Consider the following 21,009-nt stretch of genomic DNA (forward strand, 5'->3'; position numbering starts at 1 on the left):
ATGACAGGTTGATTAAATCCTTTATAATTAATACAGTTTGCCATACGAATTACAGGGTTTTAGCGACTTAGCTATCTGATAAAAATAATAGAGAAAACCTCATGAACTATATCGGCTGTTCAGGATTTTCTGAGCGACTATGGCAAGGCTTTTTTTATCCAGAAGCATTAGCCACTAAAGCGTATTTAAGCTATTACGCGCAGCACTTAAACGCAGTCGAAATCAATTCCACGTTTTATCGCAAACCGACCCAAAAGACCTTACAAAACTGGTACAACGCCACCCCTACTACCTTCAAATTCTTTATTAAGATGCCAAAAACCATCACCCATCTGCAAAAACTGGTTGATACCCACGATATGACGGTTGAGTTTTGCGAGCATATTTATGCAGGATTGCAGGATAAATTGGCGGGCTTGTTGTTTCAGCTGCCGCCCTCGTTCAAATATACTGACGAAAATCTGCAAAAGGTAGTTGCTACTATCGACAGCAGATTTATCAATGTAGTTGAATTTCGCCATGTAAGCTGGTGGTGTGATGAGGTTATAATCGCACTTAAAGAAGCCAATATTGTGATGGCGGGGGTATCCATTCTGCTCAAAAGTGCGGATAATCCAATCCCAAATGATGTCATCATCAATCAGGATGACAGACTTTATTATCGACTACATGGCGTACCCGTGATGTTTAAATCTGAGTATAGTGAAGCAGAATTAACGGCTTTGGCGGAAGAATTAAAAAATTTTAATGGGCAAAGGTATGTGTTTTTTAACAATACCTTTGGTATCGCAGGGATAAAAAATGCGTTGTTTTTGAATAAACTGTTAAATAACTGAGTTAAAAAAGGATTAAAACTAAGCTCTTTAATCCTTTTTATTCAACGTTTTAAATGATTTGACCTTCAATAAACGCAATAAAATCCTCTGCGATATGCGTGCCGCATTGGTCGTCAATCTCACGCACGCAGGTGGGGCTAGTCACGTTAATCTCTGTCACTTTGCCACCAATCACATCAAGTCCGACAAAGTACAAGCCTTTTTGCAGTAGCACAGGCGCCACTTGTTCGGCAACTTGGCGCTCTTGCTCTGACAGTGGCATGGCAACCCCACGACCACCTGCGGCTAGATTACCGCGCGTTTCACCTTGGCTTGGGATACGCGCCAAGCAATAATCCACGGGCTTGCCACCGACAATTAAAATGCGTTTATCGCCGTCCTTGATTTCAGGCAAGTATTTTTGCGCCATCACAGGCAAGCTTTCAAGCTGGGTTAGCATCTCAAGGGTTGAACCAATATTAGGGCTATCGGCAGTCAGACGAAAAATACCCATTCCCCCCATACCATCAAGCGGTTTGACGATGACATCTTGGTGGGTTTTGATAAAATCACGGATATGCGTTTGTTTGTTGGTGACAATCGTCGGTGTCATTAGCTCAGGAAATTGCGTCGCAAACAATTTTTCGTTACAGTCACGTACGCTTTCTGGATTGTTGACCACCAATACGCCTGCTCGCTGAGCATATTCTAGCAAGTACAGGCTATACAAAAACTGCATATCAAACGGCGGGTCTTTACGCATCAAGATGACGTCAAATTCGCTAGCAGGCTGCGTGGTTTTTTCACCAAGCTCATAAAAATGTGCAGGGTCTTTAAACGTTTTGAGCGACTGGCTATCAATTTGCAATGCGCCATTATCGAGCCACAAATCGTGAATTTGGCAATAATGCGCTGTATGACCACGATCTGCAATCGCCCATAGCATCGCGAGCGTGGTGTCTTTTTTGTAGTTGATGGTGTGGATATCGTCCATGACGATCAGAAAATTCAGTGGTTTCATTTATGATCCTTGTTCAATTTTTATTAATTATTCGTTTTGCTATTAAAACATCGATTCAACCGCGTTGCCATTATTATCATAGCGCATACCGCTGGTCGGTTGTTCATTGGTAAACCAAAAATGGTATTCAGGATTTCCGGCTTGGCTGTAAACAATCGCTTCTTGTACCACACCCTGACGGAACAACACTTTTTGTTTGATACGGCTATCGGACAATCGATAGGTCACCCAACCATGATATAAACCGTTAACCAAGTCGGTGCGAAGCTGGGTCACAAAGTTTGGGTAGTACACCACCAAAAATTCATCGAAGTAACCGTTCTTCACAAAGGTGGTAAATTGCTCGCCTTCTGGCATCACGCCATTATAAGGACCATCGGCAATGCCTTGTGGCGCAGCTTGCGGCGATTTTGGCGGCAAGATAAGGCTATTTAAAGCATCATAAAACGGCTGTTGGTCAGTTGCCACACTGACAATCGCAGGCGGTTTGCTACCCTCTGCCATGAGTTCATTGATACTACTGCAACCCGCAAGCGCAAATAATATTGCCGATAAGATGAGTCCAGTGCCGACACGTAAAAGGTACGCCGTTGTTAGTGTGGTGGGCAAGGCTTTTGTCAACATAGCCGTCCTCTTCAATGGTTAATTTAAAAACAATCTATGATTAGCGGGGTTGGGTGATGACGTTTATATAACATGATGTAAAAAACTATCTTGTGAAATCATCATCACCCACGATGATGGCAACCGCTTACTGAACGCCGTATTGCTCGCGGTAAGCTTGCATTTTGGCAAGTTCCTCCTGCGTGCCATTTTTGGCGACATACTCAGTAATGTCATCCATCGTGACCAAGGCAAGTACCGGTACATTGAGGCTTTGCGCCAATTCTTGAATGGCAGATTGTTCGCTTTGACCTTTTTCTTTACGATCCAGCGCAACGATAATCCCCGCGACTTTGGCCTCTGATTTTTCTAGGAGTGCCACGACTTCACGCATCGCCGTACCTGCGGTCATCACATCATCAATCACCCAAACCGATTTGCCTTTGAGATCGGCGCCAACCAGCATACCGCCTTCCCCGTGGTCTTTGGCTTCTTTGCGGTTATAGCCCCAATCGGCATTGATTTGGTGATTGTTCCACAGTGCTTGCGCGGTCGCCGCCACAAACGGAATACCTTTATATGCCGCCCCAAAAATCACCAAATCGCTACTTTCGGTAGATTGTAGCTGCTTGGCAAGGGCATCAGCATACCCATTTGCCAACACCGACAATAGCTCACCTGTTGATAGCAAACCTGCATTAAAAAAATACGGGCTTATACGACCTGATTTTAGGGTAAATTCGCCAAATTTTAATACATTGTTTTTGAGTGCCACTTCAATAAAATGCTGAGGAATAAACTGCAGTGCGTGAGCGGTTTGGTTTTGAGAGGACTGGGCTTGAGATAATTGGGTTTGAAATGATTGGGACATACGCGACTCCAAAAAAGAACAAGTTAAAAAATACCGTTAGCCGCCTGTGATTGGGTTTTGCGAGCTAATGGTGACAGTACGTTTACTGATGGCTGTTTGCTTACCCACTTGCCAATCCATGGCAAGGGCAGCGAGCTCAACATGCGTCGGCTCGATATATAAATCGTTATGCCGAGTCAAAAAATGCAATTGGGTGCGATGCGCCTCGATGTATTGATTGATAGCATCAGCCAAGTCTTGCAAGGTGATTTGGGGGTTGAGTGATTTGCGTGATTTGCATTGGCATAGCAAAAACACACAAAGCATAATATGGTACATTTGTCCCATTAGATACAGTTTGGTTTCGATATTGAGTAGCGCTTGGTTATAGGTGGCGTCAGACTGTGTGCTGGGGGCATCGTTGGCTTGATGTGCGCAGGAATTTTGCAATGTCTGCTGTGACAAGGATGTGGTAAGCGTACTCATACTTGCTAAATGTGGGTATTGACCCATCACCTCTTTCATCAGTGAAATACTGCTGTCATTGACGAGCCGTGGCAACAAAGATAGCGGTAAATGCAATGACGGGTGTTTGCTTTGGCTGCTATTGGCCTGCTGTTGCTGCTGCTGGATAAAGTGCCGCATCTCAATGCTTTGCTCAGACAGTAACTGCTCTAGCATGTCAGATTGATGACTTTGCGGATTTTTTTTAAGGGTTTTTGTTGTGTTATCCCTCATTGGATAGGGCTTGGCAACGTCTTTTACACTAGCGGTGATGTTGTTGTTGGTATTCGCCACTGACGATGAAAGCGGTTTTTGCATATAGACGTCAATGGTATGACGCGCAGGTATGACGCGCTTATCAATCGGGCGACAAGGATCGGGCAAAGCCAATCTTTCTGCCTCTGTCATCACATTGGGATGGCGTAGCTGGCCTCTGTCTTTAACCACTTGGTTTTTTGCGGCTTGGCGCTCGGTGTTGGAATAAGTCATGGCATACACGGCTATAAAATCACTAATAGGTAAATGCTGAAAAATTTTTGTTGAAACCCACCACCCATCACTAATCGCTTAAAGTCGACAAAATATGCTGATAGCCTGACTGCCAATCTGGGTAGTTGAGCCAACTAGCTGGCAAGTTATTGATAATGCGTTTGCCCTTTGTTGGCTCCATACAGGGCAGCGATAAGTTCAAGCCCTGTGCAGTCGCTAAATAGTTTAGCACAGTATAGAGCGGGACTGGCGCGTTATCTGTCGCCAAATAAACTGGCACGGTCTGACCTGCATTGATGACAGTGACAATGATGCTCACCAAGTCTGTATCGATAATACGATTAGTCCATGTGTTACTAGGATAATCGCTAGCCGTATTTGGCGACTGCGCTGCTAACTGTTTTGCCATGGTCAGTAAACGCAGCCGTGACTGCCCATAAATCCCACTTGGGCGAATGATGACGCTTTTATCTTCAAAGTGCTGCTGCAACAACTGCTCAGTCTGCAAAATCACTTGAGACGTTGCACTCGCTGGCGCGAACACAGGCGTATTGATATCAATGATTTCGCCCGCGTTTTGTCCGTAAACGCCTGTCGAAGAAATAAATACCACACGCTTAAGGTTTGGCAGATGGTCACCCAATCGCACCACATGCTCGGCAATCGCATAATAACTGTCACGGTAACCTTGTAGCGACAAGGTATCTGGACTGACAATGATACAGATTTGGCTGATTTGGCTTGACCATTGACTTAGCTGCGCAATAGCTAACGTGCGCGCATCACTGGCAACAAAATGTAGATTTTCCTGATATACATGGTCATTATCGGGTGGCAGCTTGGTTGTCACGGGGCTGCAGGAAGCCAAATCTGTAGGCGTGGAGCGGCTGACACCAATCACGCAATGCCCCTGCGCCGCTAATTGCTTAGCAACTGGTAAACCAATTTTGCCCAGTCCAATCATTAAAATGGTTTGCATCATGCTATGACCTATCGCGAATGGCATTAAAAAAGCTGACTATTTTTAATCGATGTATTTTTAACCGATTTACTGCTGAAAACGCATTGACAAATCAATGGCTTTGATGTGCTTCGTCAATGCACCCATTGAGATGAAATCCACCCCGGTTTCTGCCACTTGGCGTAGATTGGTAAGGCTAATATCACCTGAAGCTTCAAGATGGCAAGGCTTGCCAAGACTAGCAACCAGCTCGACCGCTTTTTGGGTATCTTCAATGGTAAAATTATCGAGCATCACGATATCGGCATTGGCAGCGATGGCTTGATGCAGCTCATCAAAATTTTCTACTTCAACTTCCACTGGCTTATTGGCAATCTGACGCGCCTGACTGACTGCTTGGGCGATACCGCCACACGCCATGATATGGTTTTCTTTTATCAAAAAGGCATCGTATAGCCCGATACGATGATTATTGCCGCCGCCACATAACATGGCGTATTTTTGCGCATGGCGCAGCATTGGGAGGGTTTTACGCGTGTCTAACAATTTGGTCGGCAGGTCCGCGATGACCGCCACATGGTTGGCAACCACAGTGGCAGTGGATGATAAGGTCTGTAAAAAATTGAGCGCGGTACGTTCACCAGTCAACAGCGCCCGGGTGTTACCGATGAGCGTCACCAAAACTTGATTGGCTGCCACAGCATCACCATCTTTGACTGCCCAATCAAGCTGCATGTTGGGGTCAAGCTGGCGAAATACTTCATCCACCCATGCCTTACCCGCGACCACCATCGGTTCACGACAAATAATGGTTGCCGTATCGCGCTGTGTGTCTGGTATTAACTGGGCATTAATATCCCCGGTCGCGATGTCTTCTTGCAGCGCAAGTGAGACTTGTTTGGCGATTTCAATACGGAGTAGTGAGTTGATTTGGGGCGTGGTGGTCGAAGTGTCACTAATGGTTTGGCTAGCAGCAGACATGCAAATAATCCCTTATTTTCGATGGGGCATTTTCTATGAAGTATGTTTGATTGTATTATCGCCTATTCTTTGGGGGCTTGGGTAGTAGTTTGTTGATATAAACGCAGGGCAATCAACGCCAAAGCGGCTACAATCGCGGCGAGCACACCCCATAGCGCCCATGTTTTATAGCGTTCAAATGACGCGTTGGGATTGTTCAATGCCTCGATATTTTGCATTTGTCCTTCAACGGTATTGCCGAGGCTGGTGAGTTGTTGGTTGGATAGCGTGATATTGGGTTGTTGTAATACGGGTGGCTCGTTAATCACCAGTCGATAAGGCGCTGTGCCTTGTGCTAAAAAGTACATCTCATACATGGGCGTTAACAGATCAACTGGTAAATCATCTTGCTGCATTTGACCGCCCAATTGCAGCGACTTGGTCAATGTGGGTTGCCAACTGACCGTAGTATGGTTTTTATCAATTTGTGAATTGGCTAAAGTTTTATCATTACTTACATTGGCGGTTTTGTTGATTTTAGCCAATTGATTGGCTTCTTGCTCGGGCACGTTGATGCTCACTTGCCACAGCTGATTTTCGGGGACAAAAAAACTCACCCCTGTGGTCAACATGGGCTGAGCAAGGCTAAGCCGCCATTGGTTCGCGTCATCTTTAGTTTTTGAAAAACTGGCGCGAGTCAAGAAGAAACTTGCCTCACTCACCATGCGATTTAAGCTGGCTGCCTCAAGATTGATAGGCTGATTTGCCACCACTTGCCAATACCGATAATTGGCTTGCTGCGGCTCGATGGCAATAGCATTGCCTGTCGCTATTGGCTGATTGCTGCCGTCAGCTTGCGGCGCTACCATTTGACTAGGTTGGCTAGGTTGACCACGTTGGCTAGGGCTAAAGGGACTGACCACGGTTTGGCTGACCATCTGCCAGCTTTGCAAGTCATCACTGCCATAAATTTGCAGTTGCAGTGGGCGCTTGCTGGGCTGGGCTGAATTCACGGGTAAAAATTTTAGCCAAAGATTGACTGCTTGCGCGGTTGATAAAGCAGGTTGGGTTTTGGCAAAGTTGGGATTGGTTAACCACCAAGTTCTGACCGGGCTATTAGTAACAGCAGCGACTGGGTTTGAAGGTAAATTGCTAAGGTCAATGTTAATCGATTGTTGATTGTCTGGGTTATCAAGCTGTACAGTCAACGCATGGCGTAATTTTTCCACCGCATTGGGGTTATCCGTCTCCACGCTCACTACTTGCAATACTTGATTGACGGATGATTGTTTACTGACAGGACGAATCGCCATCGGCATAATATGGCCTTTGGCATCAACCAAGCGGTAATTTTGTTTATCGCTAATACTTACGCCATTTTGCTGCATGATTAAAGCTAACAAACTGGGCGTTAACGACGAAAATTTTACCAGTTGGGCGCTGTTGGGATTGTCCTCTTGATTTTCTCCCGGTAAATCAATGTCGATTGCAAAGCTATTTTGCAATGCCTCAAAGCCATAGCTGATACTGTCAGTGTCATGCTCTGAATTGTCAACGATGGCAGGCGCTACCGTGGTCGTGGTGGTTTTTTGCGAGGCAACAGTGACGGATGCCGTTTGCGTGGGGTTTTGGGCATCTGCCTGCGTGTAAATGATAGCTACTAACAATAGCGGCGAAACTAAAGTTGCCGATAAAATACAGGCGCGGTGTTTGGCTAATCTCACGTGACAGTGCTTATTGTTTTTCATTTTAGCTTCATTGTTACTTCATTTTAGCTGCATAGCTACTTAATAATTTATGTTGCTTTATAACTTAGCAAATTGCGAAGCACATTGACAAAACCCCGACCTACCAGATTAATCATCCCAAGAAGCAGCGTAGCGTATGTTTGGGTTATCGACATAAAGCCGTCAGTTATAACTAATCTAAAAAATTTGAAAAGCCTAGCATCGCATGGTTAGCATCAGCAGGCAGTATCAACCTTAATTTGTCATATTAGAAAAATGATCAATAGCATTCTAACTCATTGATAGTAATTAGATTTATAATTTGGTTGATACAAAGCTTTACCCTATAAGGATATTAACAATACCCACTCAAAACTTCTATACCGTGCTACAAACCACTAACAAGAGAACTGATATTTTGGATAAATTCTAGCCAGATGTTACAATTTGAAGACAATTAGGCAGCAAGTCCTTGTGTATTTAGCTAAGCCCGCCTGCCGTAAATACGAAAAATAACCCACGTTATCCACGATTTTTAGCAGGGGTTTACCTAGCTTTTTTTGGCTGCATTGGGTTTGTCTTACTTAAGTTTATTTGGCTTGAGTTTACCTGCCTTAGGTTTACTTGACTTAGGCGGTAAGGGTGCAAGATAACCAATGACTAGCATCAACAAGCCTGCCCCAATAAAAGACACCACACGCAGTACCGCACTGGTATTCGACATATCAATCAATACCAACTTGGCAACCACCATGGTCAATAATGCGATACCGGCAAACCATACCAAGCGAATGGCTTTTTTATTTGCCAAGAACATCAATACCATTGCTATGACGGTCCATAAGATAGTCAGCCCCGTCTGTACCATACTGACTGACCAAGCACCATGTTCCCAAGTCGGTGTCCCCCAACCGCTGGCAAACCCACGTACCAACATACTACTGACCGTCACAAATACCCCTAGACCGCAAGCCACCAAAACGATAGTACGATAGTTGCTATCAACTTTGAGTGCCACATAAGATTGGTACAGTAAAATGCTGATTAAAGTCAAATCCAGCGGATTGAGCAGCGGCAGATAAACGCCCAACAGCTGACCATCTAACGAGAAATTGGCAGATAAACTCCAAATAAAGGTCATCGGTACCAAAATATAAGCACTGTGCTTGAGCAACGTATCAACCTCTAACCAACCCAGCAAACGATCAGCAAACGCCTGAAGTTTTGGCAGCAACAACAAACTCATCAACCCAAGCACAGCCAGCACGGTCGGTAAAATAGTGATAATGGCTCGAAGCTCTTGGGCATGTTGCCAATAGTTAAATGGCACTTGTTGCAGCATCCAAGTTAGCATGGCAATCAGTACCAAAAACCAAACGAGCGCGTCAACGCTTGTATCGAGTCGGTCGCGGTACCAGCGACTAAGCAGCCACCCCCCTAGCAATTTTGCGATGGCTAAACAGCCGAGCATGGCGAGCAAATAACGCCCCAACCCGCTAAATGCTTTGATGTGATAATCGTTTAGGTCTACAACCGTCTCGACCTTAACATGGGTGAGACAGACTAGCACCCAGCTCATCATCGCAAACGGTAAAATCAAGCGGCTCACCTTACGCATACTGCGCCAAACAAAACGCTGATGAATCAGCTGTCCCACAATTAAAAATACCGCTATACCCACGGCAATTTTGATAGTGGTGGTTTTGCCACCGTTGTTCCAAAAGGGGTCTGCAGATAAAATCGCCGACAGATACAGCACAAACCCAACAACCACAAGCGCGGTCGCAACAAAGCTGTGACTGGCATTATCAGCGATTTGTTGAACCCTTTTATGCGTCGTTTTGACTGCCGCAGGTTGCGTTTGAGGCTGAGGTTGGGCTTTAGCTTGGGGTGTGGCTGCCGTTTGGGGTGTAGCTGCCGCAATATTGCCCCTGTGCTGACGCAACATAAAAGCAGACAGCAGCACACACGCTGTCAATACGGTCAGTGGCAAGGTGGATGAAGCCGCCACTATAGACATTTGGTGCGGAATAGATAATTGATCAAGTAACCCATACCAATGCCGCATTAGGGTATCAAAGCCCACCCATAACAGGATACTAAAGGCTTGCAATGCCAACCCAAAATATACCGTCCAGCGTCTTTGGGTACGCGCACCGAGCCACACCAATGCAGCACCCTGCACTGCCCAACCGATACTAATCCATTTGGCTGATAGCGCCAGTGGTATCACCAAAGCCAAAAACCCACAGCCGAGCGCAAGGCTTGCTTCAATAAGTAGCTCAAAGCTGTTATCAAAGTGGTTGTTGGCTTGTGGGTCACCTGCGATGCCACGGCGATGATGTTTGAGCAGCCACAATCCTAGACTCAAATAAATAGCTGATAACGCACTGCTAGCAAAGGCCAGATGATAAGGCAAATCATTGAGCAAACTTGCCATCAGCCCAAACCCCAGTAACGCTGTACCAAACAACAATCCTGAATCTATCGATATAATCGGGCGTTTGGCTACCCCTGTGTTCATTTGTAGCAGCGTTTGGTTATAACTTACGACCTGCTGAGAGTATCTAACTGCAATAAACAAATACAGCGCCATGTGCCCAACCAATAACCCGAGCAGTTGCCAGCGTAATGACAGCCAGCCTGCACCTTCACTATTGCCACTAAATGCACGAAATCCCCACACATACGCAAGCCCAAAAGTCACCGCTAGGCTTAGCGCATTGAGCAATTTCCAAGTGCGATAATGGGCAATCACCGCAACCGCTATATTGAGTAATAAATAATAACTAAATAGCATCACCACACTACCGTCAGGTCGGCTGACCAGTATCGGCGCAAAAAACGCCCCGCCGAACGCCAAGACCGCAAGCGGCAGCGCATTTTGCCACACCGAAAACATCACTGTTAACCCTGCCAGTAACGCAAGCACGCCGAAGGTTAAGGTTGATGGTAGTAGTCCATACAATTTAAAACTCGCAAACACCGTCAAATAAATCACCGCAAAGCCGACACCTTGCAAAGTCAACCCATAACTGCGTTTTTTGGCAGTGGTGCGATAGCCGACTGCCGTTATCACCAAGCCACCCAACGCTACCAACGCCATGCGCACAGGCATCGATACCTCAATATATTGGCTGGCAAGTTTGAGTAATAGCACCACGCCCACTAGCAACACCAGTGCACCGACACGCACCACCAAGTTTTCCCCAAAGAACCATTGGGTGGCACTTGCCCAAAGCGATGTCACAATATTGGTAGCACTTTCATCATCTTTTAAAGAAGGAGATGATGCAGGTGATACGCTAGGTTGATACGGTGGGGCTGCGTCATTCACTGACGGCTGCGTTGCCGTTGGCGGAGCTGAACTAACCGAAGCGTCAAGCGTGTTCGCCATTGGCAAAGAGTCTAAGGCTGGGAGGAGCACTGGAAGGGGCGCTGAGACAGAGGTTTGACCGATGGGCTGCGTGATGGGGTCAGTAATAGTTTCAGTAACAGGTTCAGTGACAGGCTGATTTTGGCGGATATCGCTTGCCGATTGCTGGGTAGATGATGGCTTGGACTCGCTGCTTAAGATATACACGGTTGCCATAACGTCAGCGAGTTGTTTTTGCAGGTTGTCGAGCTTGGATTCAAGCCGGGTAATTGCTTTTTGTTGGGCAAAAATTTTATAAAGCGCCCCCACCACTGCCAGTATCAACGCCGCTATAATCGTATCCATCAGATGCCCTACCCTTCTTATCAGCTTAGCGATAGCATACCATTTTTTTGCAAAATTGCTTTTTTTTAACTGTGTCTTTCAGTTAAGGTGATGATAAGCCCATTTTATGCTAAATTAGCCACAGCATTGAGTAGCGTTTTACCAACTATTTTAAACACCATTTGGATGATTGGGCGGGGTATGGTTATGTCGGGATTTAGCATTGAGCAGGGTTTGTTAAGCCCATGCGAGTTTGTGGCGTCACCCAATTTTGGTGAGCGCCCCGACCCTAACGATATTCACCTGATTGTGATTCATAACATTAGCTTGCCGCCCAGTGAATTTGGTCTAAAAAATGACCAAGGCGAGCATTTTGTTCGTGCATTTTTTCAAAATCAGTTAGACCCCAAAGCGCATCCGTATTTTGCTACCATCTATCAGCAGCAGGTCTCCGCGCATTTGTTTATTGAGCGCGATGGTAGGGTCACGCAGTTTGTGAGATTTGATGCGCGTGCTTGGCATGCTGGCAAATCTAGTTATTTGGGCGTGCCAAACTGTAATGACTATTCGATTGGGATTGAGCTAGAAGGTGATGATTATAGCGAGTTTGATGACAGGCAATACCAAGCTTTAAGTGACGTGATTGCCGCGATTTATCAAGCTTATCCCAAAACCATCAATCATCTAGCCGGTCACAGCGATATCGCACGCGGCCGCAAGTCCGACCCTGGTCTGTATTTTGATTGGGTGAAATTAAGAAGCATGGTCAATAGAAACATGGTCAATAAAAGTGAAATCAGCCATTAGATGATTTTCCAACATTTATCCTATGGCAATTTTGCAAAATAACGATTTTGTAAGATGACAATTTTGCAAAATAACGATTTTCCAAAGTAACAGCGCCCAAATCAAACTACAAAATCCCATCACAACACCCACTTCTCGGCAAAACTTGCAGCGATTCTTTCATGTCAAAACTTATCAAATCCACCGCTATTGTTAGTTTCTTTACCTTATTTTCACGTATCTTGGGCATGATTCGCGACATGGTATTGATGAGCGTGTTTGGTACGGGGGGCATGATGGATGCGTTTTTGGTAGCCTTCAAATTGCCCAATTTTTTGCGGCGGCTGTTCGCTGAAGGCGCTTTTGCCCAAGCTTTTGTCCCTGTACTATCCGATTATCAACACCAAGCCCAAAATAACGACATGACCGATAGCAAACAAGCCTTGCTCGGCATTCAAATTCTTATCAGTCGGGTGGCAGGTACGTTATTGTTGATTTTATCAGGCTTAACCGCCGTGATAGTCATTTTCGCGCCCGCCGTGATTGCTGTGTTTGCGGTCGGTTATCTGCATGAGCCTAGCAAATTTGTCACGGCCGTTGAGCTACTTCGTATCACTTTTCCTTATTTGTTATTTATCGCCATGACCGCGTTTGCTAGTAGTATTTTGCAAAGCGTGGGGCGGTTTGCCTTGCCTGCCTTTGCACCGGTGATTTTAAATGTGTGTATGATTGTGGGCGCGATTTGGGTAGCGCCGCTGCTTGCCAAGCCAATTTTGGCAGTCGGTTATGCCGTTGCGGTGGCAGGTTTGCTGCAGCTATTGATTCAATTACCGCAATTGCACAGCCATCAGCTGCTCGTGATGCCAAAGGTCAGCTTTCGTCATCCCGGCGTGCGACGGATTTTAAAACTCATGCTGCCTGCGCTGTTTGGGGTATCAGTCACCCAAATCAATATGCTGGTCAACACGGTACTGGCTTCAACCATGGTCGATGGCTCGGTCTCTTGGTTGTATACCGCAGAGCGGATGAGTGAGTTGCCGCTAGGGCTGATTGGGGTGGCGATTGGCACGGTGATTTTGCCCATTCTATCCAAAAGTATCGCAAGCGATGACCATCAACAATTTAGACACACCCTAGATTGGGCGACGCGGCTGACGGTGCTGGTCGGGGTACCTGCATCCATCGCGCTTGGCATGATTAGTAATGTGCTTATGATATCCCTGTTTGAACATGGGGAATTTGTGCGGCAAGATGCCATGATGAGTGGGCTTGCGCTACAGTGCTTGTCGGGTGGGATTTTGGCATTTATGCTGATTAAAATATTTGCCCCGGCTTTTTTTGCCCGTCATGACAGTCGCACCCCTGTCAAAGTCGGTGTGATTAGCGTGATTGCCAATGTCGTGCTAAGCCTCGTACTGGCTGGGTTATTTAAAAAGTGGCAAATCGCGCCCCATGCAGGGCTAGGGCTTGCCAATACACTGGCGTCTTTTATCAATGCGGCGCTGTTATATTTTTATTTACATACCCAAGGTATTTACCGCTTTGGTGCGGCTTGGCGACGATTAGCGGTTATCTTTGCCATCGCAAATGGGGCAATGGGGTTGGCACTTGCCGCTGGTATTCATTTTTTCCCCGTTACCGCGCATCAAGGTATTCGTATTGTTGCGCTATTGGCGCTGTGTGTGGTGGGCGCTGTGGTGTACGGCGCAGCGCTATTAATCGCTGGCTTTAAATTATCAGAACTAAAGCCGCATCATAGTGTTCAATAAATGATAGACAATAAACAACGGACAACAGACAACAGAAAAAAAAGCGGCTAAATAAAATTTATCTAGCCGCTTTTTTAATTAAGTTTTGTGACTGATTTTTGCAAGTGAGTTTTTTAACCTATTCATCTATTAAGGCACCAAGGCATTAGCGTTTTACTGAATTTTGGCAGTCTTTGTTGTCACAAATTCCATACAGTACCAGCGAGTGCCCTGATAGGGTAAAGCCAAAGTCTTTGGCGACTTTTTCTTGCAGCGCTTCGATTTCTTCATTGTGAAATTCAATGATTTTGCCGCATTGGTCACATACCAAATGATCATGGTGCTCATCTTTGGCGATTTCAAACACTGACAAGTTGTTTTCAAAATTGTGACGCTCGACAATCCCCGCTTGTTCAAACTGGGTTAACACGCGGTAAACAGTCGCAAGCCCCACATCTTCACCGTGCTCCATCAAGGCTTTATACACATCTTCTGCGCTCATGTGATGGGATTCGGCTTTTTCTAGCAATTCTAAAATTTTCAAACGCGGTAACGTGACTTTCAAACCGGCACGACGCAAATCTTGGTTGGTAAAAGACGACATATAAATCCTTACACCCTATCAGGTGTCGCTTATAAACTGAAAATTCTCACTATAATAACAAATTCGATAAAATCCCACAGTAAAAAAACGTGACATCACTGGCAAAAGCGCCCGTTAACAGATGACGGGCGAAGGCAGACTATACACAAAGTATTTCAACCACCAGAACGCCAAACACCAAACACCAAACACCAAACACCAAACACCGCGGTGTTTTACACCCAAACATTAACTGTATGTAAAATAATTTAAATTTTGGGGTCAATAGGTAGGCAAAAAAACCCAAATCACGTATGATAAGTCGTAAATTTTATCGTTCACCATCTCAAAGCGGTTTGACAAATGACATCTATCACAACACTATCAAAAAAACTGGCAGTCCTGCCTTTGGTTGCCGTAATTAGCAGCGTCACTGTATTACCAGGTTGCTCATGGTTTAGCGTGTACAAAATCGATATCCCACAAGGCAAGCCGATTCATGAAGACAAATTAAGCCAAGTGCAAGTGGGTATGAATGCCAATCAAGTGCTGTATATACTAGGTAGCCCAACCTTTAGAGACACCCTAAATCCGGTACGTTGGGATTACCTGTATGATTTTACCCCAGGTACTAACGCCAAACGCGCCAACAAGCCAGCGATTCACAACGCGCAACAATACGCCAAAATTTATTTTGACCAAAATGGTATTGTCACCCGTATCGAGCGCCCAGCGGTGACTCAGTAAGTTTTTTTGACTAAAAAAGCCAATCATTGCCGTGATGCTGTGATTGGCTTTTTTTATGCAATACACAATAATACTGGGTCACGCCCTCATCACTTGGATTTTTTGGACAGTAATTTGCGTTTGTTTTGCGGGTCGATAGTTAAAGGGCGATAGATTTCGATTCTATCGCCTGTGTTGATCGCACTTTGCCAGTCTAGTTTATGGGAAAACACACCGACACTATAGCTAAAAATCTGCGGATACTGCTGTTGCCAGCCTGTGGCATTGACTGCATCAATCACCCGGCTATCATCGGCGAGTTGCAGGGTTAACCGCAACTGTGTTTGGCTATCGGGCGCAAACGCTATATCTACGGTAATCATTTTGCCAATCCTAGCACCCACCCCACCATCGCCAAAACCACCGCCAATGGCACAATAATACGCACCGCAATGCGCCAAAGGTTATATAAGCCTTCTGAGCTAAAATTCAATGATTTGCGCAAATGGCTGATTTTCATTTGCCACCCTGCAAATACGGCTAGCCATACCGCCGTGACTAAACTTATCACGATAATTAGCTGATTGAGCCAAGCGGTTGGTACCATGGCTAGCGCAAGACTAAGCACTGCCAACACCACCAATGCCAAAAAATTAAATTGCTGTTGCTGCCAACGTAATGACACTTGATGGGTCAAAATATGCAGTAAATACGCCGCCCCTGCCAACATCGCCAATGCATTCAGCACTGCCGCCATCGAGCTGTTTGGCGATAAAGTCATGGCAATCAGCGCACCCGCTAATAACTGAAAACTCCACACCGGTAATACATACCGACTCGCGGATTCGCGTGCTTGATCTGTCGCCGTAGTGTTCATCGTGAGCATTTGGTGGGTGCGCGCATGCCAGTATAGTCCTGTACCTGCGCCCACACAGACCAGCGCCAACACTACCGCACCTGCCCACTCCGTCAAGGACGTCGCTGTCATCTGCCACGCCACAAACCCACCCTGCATGACATTGACAACCAACGCCGCAACGGCAAAACCGACCGCCAACCAACCTGCCAAATGCTTGATAAAACTCAAACCAATCATTAGCAGCACCATGATAGCTAACAAGGCAGGCAGAGCAATATTGCTCACCAGCGGATGGATAATCTCGCCACTACTCGCCAGTAAATGCCCCACAACCGCGAGCAACAACACAATAGTCAGCCAACCAAAACCTCGCCAAACCGTTGACACGTCAGCTTCACGGGTCAGCATGGGCAGACCGACCAGCGGCGACGTACCACTACGATGCGCCAAACCAATCTCTGCAAACACCAATGGCAACCCGACCAAGGTCATCGCCACCAGCCACAACAGCCAAAAATCAATCTGCCCAATGTAGTCACGGCTAAACCAAGTAAAAACCAGCAGCGGCAGCAAACTTGCTATCAAAATCGGCTGTAAACGATTAAATGGCATGGTGTTGGATTCCTTTGTAGCGGTGGGTTGTTGTCATAAAATTATTTGAGTCAATTCGCTAAAGTGATTTTAAAAAACTGACTGTAGAAAAATGACTGTAAAATTCAACAGTGCAAAACTAAATCGCCGCTATTTTAGCAAACCCACACCGTATGCAAAACCCACCAACGCAAAATCCACACAAACTTGTCAAAAATAGTGGTCAAAATAAAAAACCCTGCGTATCACAGGGCTTTTTTTATGGCTGCACATTATTGCTTCACATCAAAAAGCGCGGTTACACGTGCGGTAAAATCGCAGGCATCAAATCATGAAAGGTACGACCTGACGCGGTTTCACCAATGGCATGCATTTTCCACTCACCGTTATGACGATAAATTTTTGCCAAAATCAGCGCGGTATGACTGCCTTGGGCTGACAAATCATAACGGGCAACTTCACTGTTATTGCTGGCATTCACCAAACGACAAAACGCATTATTGACCGTGGCAAAAGTTTGACCCGTAAAGCTATTGACAGTAAAAACCAAGGCTTGCACATGGTCAGGGATACGAGATAAGTTGACATTAATCACTTCGTCATCACCATCGCCAGCACCCGTGCGGTTGTCGCCTGTGTGTTGTATGCTACTGTCTTTTGACTGCAATTGTCCAAACCAAATTGCATCCACCATTTGTTTGTTGGCATCAAGCATGATACACGACGCATCCAAGTCAATGCTGCCGCCACTGCCACCACCGCCAAACAAGCCACCCAAAAATCCACCTGATTTTTGCGGCGCAGCACCGACATCCCAACCCAGACCCATTTTGATTTGGTTAAGTGCACCACCTGCTTCTTTTTCTAACGAGATTTTTTGACCTTTTGATAAATTCACTGCCATGTTGGTTTCCTTATTTTATTTTTTTACTATTCTAGCTATGTTTTAAGCGGTTCATAAAGGCTTGGCACAAAATGACTATAAAAAACCGCCTAAAATACCTTCATTGCCACCGCGTCCGCCTGAGTTTGACCCCAGTAAACTTTGAATCCAGCCTTGGTAAGTATCACGGTTACGCGAGCAAATTACTACTTTGCCTTGACCTGAGAACTTTAGTACCATGCCTTCGCCGCTCGTGACTGAATTGATGATATTGCCCAAAAAGCCTTTTTTCTGGCTGGTGGCCATTGACAGGCTATATTGCAGTCGGCTATCCCAGCATACCACGTGACCATTATCAATAATTACATCTTTATCAGGCGTGACATCAATCTCAAACAAAGAGCCAAACCCCGATACCACGAGCTGACCTTGACCTTGCGTTTGCATGACCATAAAGCCACCCGTATCCCCAAATACAGCGCCGCCTAAATTGCGCTGGATATTGGCACGCAAATCAACGCCATTAGTCGCTGCCACAAAGGCACCGTCACTAAGCGTATACTGATTGGCGCCGACGTCCAAAATTTGCATATCGCCATCAAGCGTGGGCGCCAGTAAGCAGTCACCCTCACCATTGACCGCTTCAATTTGCTGTTGAAAAATCGACTCATCATTGGCAAATCGGCGCATCAAAGCTTGCATGATGCCGCCACGCATCTGACCTTTGAGCTCAAGATTTGACTCCATCATGACCATGGCGTTGGATTCGCAATAAATCGAATCGCCTTTTTTGAGATTACAATGCAAAAATGGCTCAATCGTCCCAATCATACTAAACGTCGCTGCCATAGGTTAATGTATCCTTATAGACTAAGTGGCAAAAATGATAATAAAAGTAGCTAAGTTTGAAAAAGCCCTTGGCTTAAAAAAGCGCTGAAGCTTAAAAAGCGCTCAGGTTAAAAAAATAGTTATGCTGAAAAAAAGGGGCAAGCCGATGCCACCCCATTGTTAAAAAAATGTTAAAAGATTTTAGCCAAAAAACTAAACAGCAACGCCATATGACGCAGCCAATGGCCCTAAACCGCCAGCAAAACCTTGTCCAACCGCGCGGAATTTCCACTCGCCATTATTCTTATAAAGCTCACCAAAAATCATCGCTGTCTCGGTGCTGCTGTCTTCTGACAAATCATAACGAGCCACTTCAGCGCCGCCTTGGGTATTGACGATACGAATATAAGCGTTTGCTACTTGACCAAAATTTTGGTTACGCGCTTGACCTTCATAAATCACCGCACAAAATACCACTTTGCTTACATCGGCTGGGACTTTAGTCAAATCTACTTTGATGACTTCATCATCGCCATCCCCTTCACCGGTGCGGTTATCACCCGTATGCTCTACCGAGCCATCAGATGATTTTAGGTTGTTAAAGAAAATAAAATCTGCATCTGCCCGTACTTTACCCGATTCATTGACCAAAAACGCGATCGCGTCTAAGTCAAAGGCTTGCCCGTCAGTGGCACGTGGGTTCCAGCCAAGACCAACGGCCATGTTGGTTAAATTCGGTGCTTCCTTTGATAAATTAACATTACCACCTTTGGTTAAGCTAATTGCCATTGTTTTATCCTTTGTAATAAATTTTTGAAATCAAGTAAGAAAATCGATGTCTGTTGTCATGCGCTGTGCCTTTCACGCTCAGACTACAAGTGCCTAGACCAAAAGCGCGCCCAGACTAAAAACGCCCAGAATAAAAGACCCAAACACCGTAAAAAATCGCCTAAAAAAACAAAACGTGAGCCGAAACCCACGTTTTAACTATACCTTTGGTGATATAATTTGTCCACCATTCGGCTACATTAAGCTGTTATATTTATGTGTCAAAAGCTTAAGGGATATTAAGCTCAAGTCAGCATACAAAATACCGCTACTGTTAGGCATGAGCCTCAGTCTGTTTAGCGTCTTTTAGCGTTTTTTAGTGTTTCGCCAAGGCTTCTTCGCGTTTACGGTAGCTGATAGAATTAATCACTGCCCATACGATAAAGGCAATACCAATCAAACCCGTCACGATTTCTGGCACTTCGATATGCACAGTTGCCAATAGCATGATAACCGCCAACGCACCAATCGCATAATGCGCGCCATGTTCTAGATACACAAACTCATCGAGCGTGCCTTTTTCTACCAAGAAAATGGTCATGGATCGCACAAACATCGCACCAATTGCCAAACCGAGCATGATGATAATCACGTCATTGGTAATGGCAAACGCACCAATCACCCCATCAAAACTAAACGATGCATCAAGTACTTCAAGGTATAAAAAGCCTGCAATACCGCCTTTGGCAATCGCGCCAGCGACTTCTTTGCCTTCAATCACATCGGGGGTTGATTCATCATCATCGTCCGCCCCTTCTAAAAGGCTTGATAAAACATTGGTGGCTAGATAAATCAAAATGCCAAACACACCTGCGGTCAATACAGCGGCTTTACGCGCTGGATCAACCCAAAACAGCGTCATCATCAATAACGCCAATGCCACAAAAACGCTCATGGCATCGACTTTGCCAAATCTTGCCAATTTACGCTCAAGCCATTTAAACCACATGACTTCTTTTTCATCAAACAAGAAGTTTAAAAAGACGAGCAATAAAAACATACCACCAAACGCCGCAATCTCAGCATGGTGCTCAATGAGCTTTGCCGAGTATTCTTTCGGGTTGTTGAGCGCCATGTTGATGACATCCATCATGCCCATATCGGCAGTCAGTGCGACGATGACAATCGGGAATACTAGACGCATACCAAATACCGCGATGAGTATACCCACAGTCAAGAAAATCATTTTCCAAAACTTATCCCACGTTTTGAGTACCGAGGCATTAACCACGGCATTATCAAACGACAGCGAGATTTCCATCACTGCCAGAATCAAGGTGATAAATAACGCCGAGAGCATGGCACTGACACCGCCATGCGAAAAACCCCACCACGCTGCAATTGCCAATGCAATCGTGGTAAAGACAATATCGAAATAAAAATGTCTCATAACAATCCTACAAATTAAAAAAAATTAACGGCTAATAGAGTCATCTAACACATAAGATGATTGGATGTGACTATCTTACACAACTATTTGGTCAATCATACTACAAATGTGTTACCAAGCAATTGATTGCATGCTTAAATCACGCATTATGGCAAAT

General features: G+C 45.4%; 19 protein-coding genes. 4 read left to right on the plus strand and 15 right to left on the minus strand.

The features are described 5' to 3' along the window. Positions 1–101: 101 nt before the first annotated feature. Positions 102–836: a DUF72 domain-containing protein gene (locus tag RT034_RS06050; RefSeq protein WP_313014998.1), complete on the plus strand. Its 735-nt coding sequence runs from the start codon at positions 102–104 to the stop codon at positions 834–836. Positions 837–885: 49 nt separating this feature from the next. Here RT034_RS06050 and gshB read toward each other — a convergent pair whose 3' ends face one another. From gshB to RT034_RS06090, 8 genes are all read right to left on the minus strand, one after another. Beyond that, complete coding sequence (gshB, locus tag RT034_RS06055) at positions 886–1,836, minus strand: glutathione synthase (RefSeq protein ID WP_313015001.1); 951 nt, start codon at positions 1,834–1,836, stop codon at positions 886–888. A 42-nt stretch (positions 1,837–1,878) separates the two neighbouring features. Then, entirely contained in the window at positions 1,879–2,460 is a 582-nt protein-coding gene (locus RT034_RS06060) for a toxin-antitoxin system YwqK family antitoxin (protein ID WP_313015006.1), read from the minus strand. Between the two features lie 127 nt (positions 2,461–2,587). Then, positions 2,588–3,310, minus strand: a complete 723-nt coding sequence (gene pyrE / locus RT034_RS06065; protein ID WP_409566322.1) for an orotate phosphoribosyltransferase — start codon at positions 3,308–3,310, stop codon at positions 2,588–2,590. A 36-nt stretch (positions 3,311–3,346) separates the two neighbouring features. Further along, positions 3,347–4,282, minus strand: coding sequence for a hypothetical protein (locus tag RT034_RS06070; RefSeq protein ID WP_313015009.1), 936 nt, complete (start codon positions 4,280–4,282; stop codon positions 3,347–3,349). Positions 4,283–4,352: 70 nt separating this feature from the next. After that, positions 4,353–5,264: an NAD-dependent epimerase/dehydratase family protein gene (locus tag RT034_RS06075; protein ID WP_313015011.1), complete on the minus strand. Its 912-nt coding sequence runs from the start codon at positions 5,262–5,264 to the stop codon at positions 4,353–4,355. A 66-nt stretch (positions 5,265–5,330) separates the two neighbouring features. After that, positions 5,331–6,224 carry a carboxylating nicotinate-nucleotide diphosphorylase gene (gene nadC, locus RT034_RS06080; protein ID WP_313015013.1) on the minus strand — a complete coding sequence of 298 codons (894 nt, stop codon included), beginning with the start codon at positions 6,222–6,224 and terminating at the stop codon, positions 5,331–5,333. Between the two features lie 62 nt (positions 6,225–6,286). Further along, positions 6,287–7,951 (minus strand): DUF3999 family protein, encoded by a 1,665-nt coding sequence (locus RT034_RS06085; protein ID WP_313015015.1) that lies wholly within the window; start codon positions 7,949–7,951, stop codon positions 6,287–6,289. A 559-nt stretch (positions 7,952–8,510) separates the two neighbouring features. Further along, positions 8,511–11,651 (minus strand): DUF2339 domain-containing protein, encoded by a 3,141-nt coding sequence (locus RT034_RS06090; protein WP_313015017.1) that lies wholly within the window; start codon positions 11,649–11,651, stop codon positions 8,511–8,513. A 180-nt stretch (positions 11,652–11,831) separates the two neighbouring features. On the opposite strand from RT034_RS06090, the gene ampD reads away from it, so the two are divergent. Together ampD and murJ are read left to right on the plus strand one after the other, a co-directional pair. After that, positions 11,832–12,437 carry a 1,6-anhydro-N-acetylmuramyl-L-alanine amidase AmpD gene (gene ampD / locus RT034_RS06095; protein WP_409566328.1) on the plus strand — a complete coding sequence of 202 codons (606 nt, stop codon included), beginning with the start codon at positions 11,832–11,834 and terminating at the stop codon, positions 12,435–12,437. Between the two features lie 161 nt (positions 12,438–12,598). Further along, positions 12,599–14,185 (plus strand): murein biosynthesis integral membrane protein MurJ, encoded by a 1,587-nt coding sequence (gene murJ, locus RT034_RS06100; protein ID WP_313015020.1) that lies wholly within the window; start codon positions 12,599–12,601, stop codon positions 14,183–14,185. Between the two features lie 145 nt (positions 14,186–14,330). Here the strand turns inward: murJ and fur are convergent, their stop codons facing one another. After that, positions 14,331–14,768, minus strand: coding sequence for a ferric iron uptake transcriptional regulator (gene fur / locus RT034_RS06105; protein WP_007115777.1), 438 nt, complete (start codon positions 14,766–14,768; stop codon positions 14,331–14,333). A 342-nt stretch (positions 14,769–15,110) separates the two neighbouring features. Here fur and RT034_RS06110 point away from each other — a divergent pair, with 342 nt between their 5' ends. Further along, a complete protein-coding gene (locus RT034_RS06110; protein WP_309596628.1) occupies positions 15,111–15,494 on the plus strand; it encodes an outer membrane protein assembly factor BamE in 384 nt (127 codons plus the stop codon). A gap of 89 nt (positions 15,495–15,583) precedes the next feature. On the opposite strand, the gene RT034_RS06115 is transcribed toward RT034_RS06110, so the two are convergent. The 6 genes from RT034_RS06115 to RT034_RS06140 form a co-directional block, all read right to left on the minus strand. Then, positions 15,584–15,856 (minus strand): RnfH family protein, encoded by a 273-nt coding sequence (locus RT034_RS06115; protein ID WP_313015024.1) that lies wholly within the window; start codon positions 15,854–15,856, stop codon positions 15,584–15,586. Next, positions 15,853–16,944 (minus strand): hypothetical protein, encoded by a 1,092-nt coding sequence (locus tag RT034_RS06120; RefSeq protein ID WP_313015026.1) that lies wholly within the window; start codon positions 16,942–16,944, stop codon positions 15,853–15,855. The genes RT034_RS06115 and RT034_RS06120 overlap by 4 nt, the downstream gene beginning before the upstream one ends. 277 nt (positions 16,945–17,221) lie before the next feature. Beyond that, positions 17,222–17,827 (minus strand): TerD family protein, encoded by a 606-nt coding sequence (locus tag RT034_RS06125; protein ID WP_313015029.1) that lies wholly within the window; start codon positions 17,825–17,827, stop codon positions 17,222–17,224. 75 nt (positions 17,828–17,902) lie between these two features. Next, the gene (locus RT034_RS06130) at positions 17,903–18,655 is read right to left on the minus strand and encodes a TIGR00266 family protein (RefSeq protein ID WP_159675841.1); all 753 of its coding nucleotides are present in this window, start codon (positions 18,653–18,655) and stop codon (positions 17,903–17,905) included. A 192-nt stretch (positions 18,656–18,847) separates the two neighbouring features. Further along, positions 18,848–19,423 carry a TerD family protein gene (locus RT034_RS06135; protein WP_313015031.1) on the minus strand — a complete coding sequence of 192 codons (576 nt, stop codon included), beginning with the start codon at positions 19,421–19,423 and terminating at the stop codon, positions 18,848–18,850. Positions 19,424–19,778: 355 nt separating this feature from the next. Beyond that, positions 19,779–20,852, minus strand: a complete 1,074-nt coding sequence (locus tag RT034_RS06140; protein WP_313015033.1) for a DUF475 domain-containing protein — start codon at positions 20,850–20,852, stop codon at positions 19,779–19,781. Positions 20,853–21,009 lie beyond the last annotated feature (157 nt).

Origin of the sequence: Moraxella sp. CTOTU48841 (genome assembly GCF_032061225.1) — a bacterium.
GTDB lineage: Bacteria > Pseudomonadota > Gammaproteobacteria > Pseudomonadales > Moraxellaceae > Faucicola > Faucicola cinerea.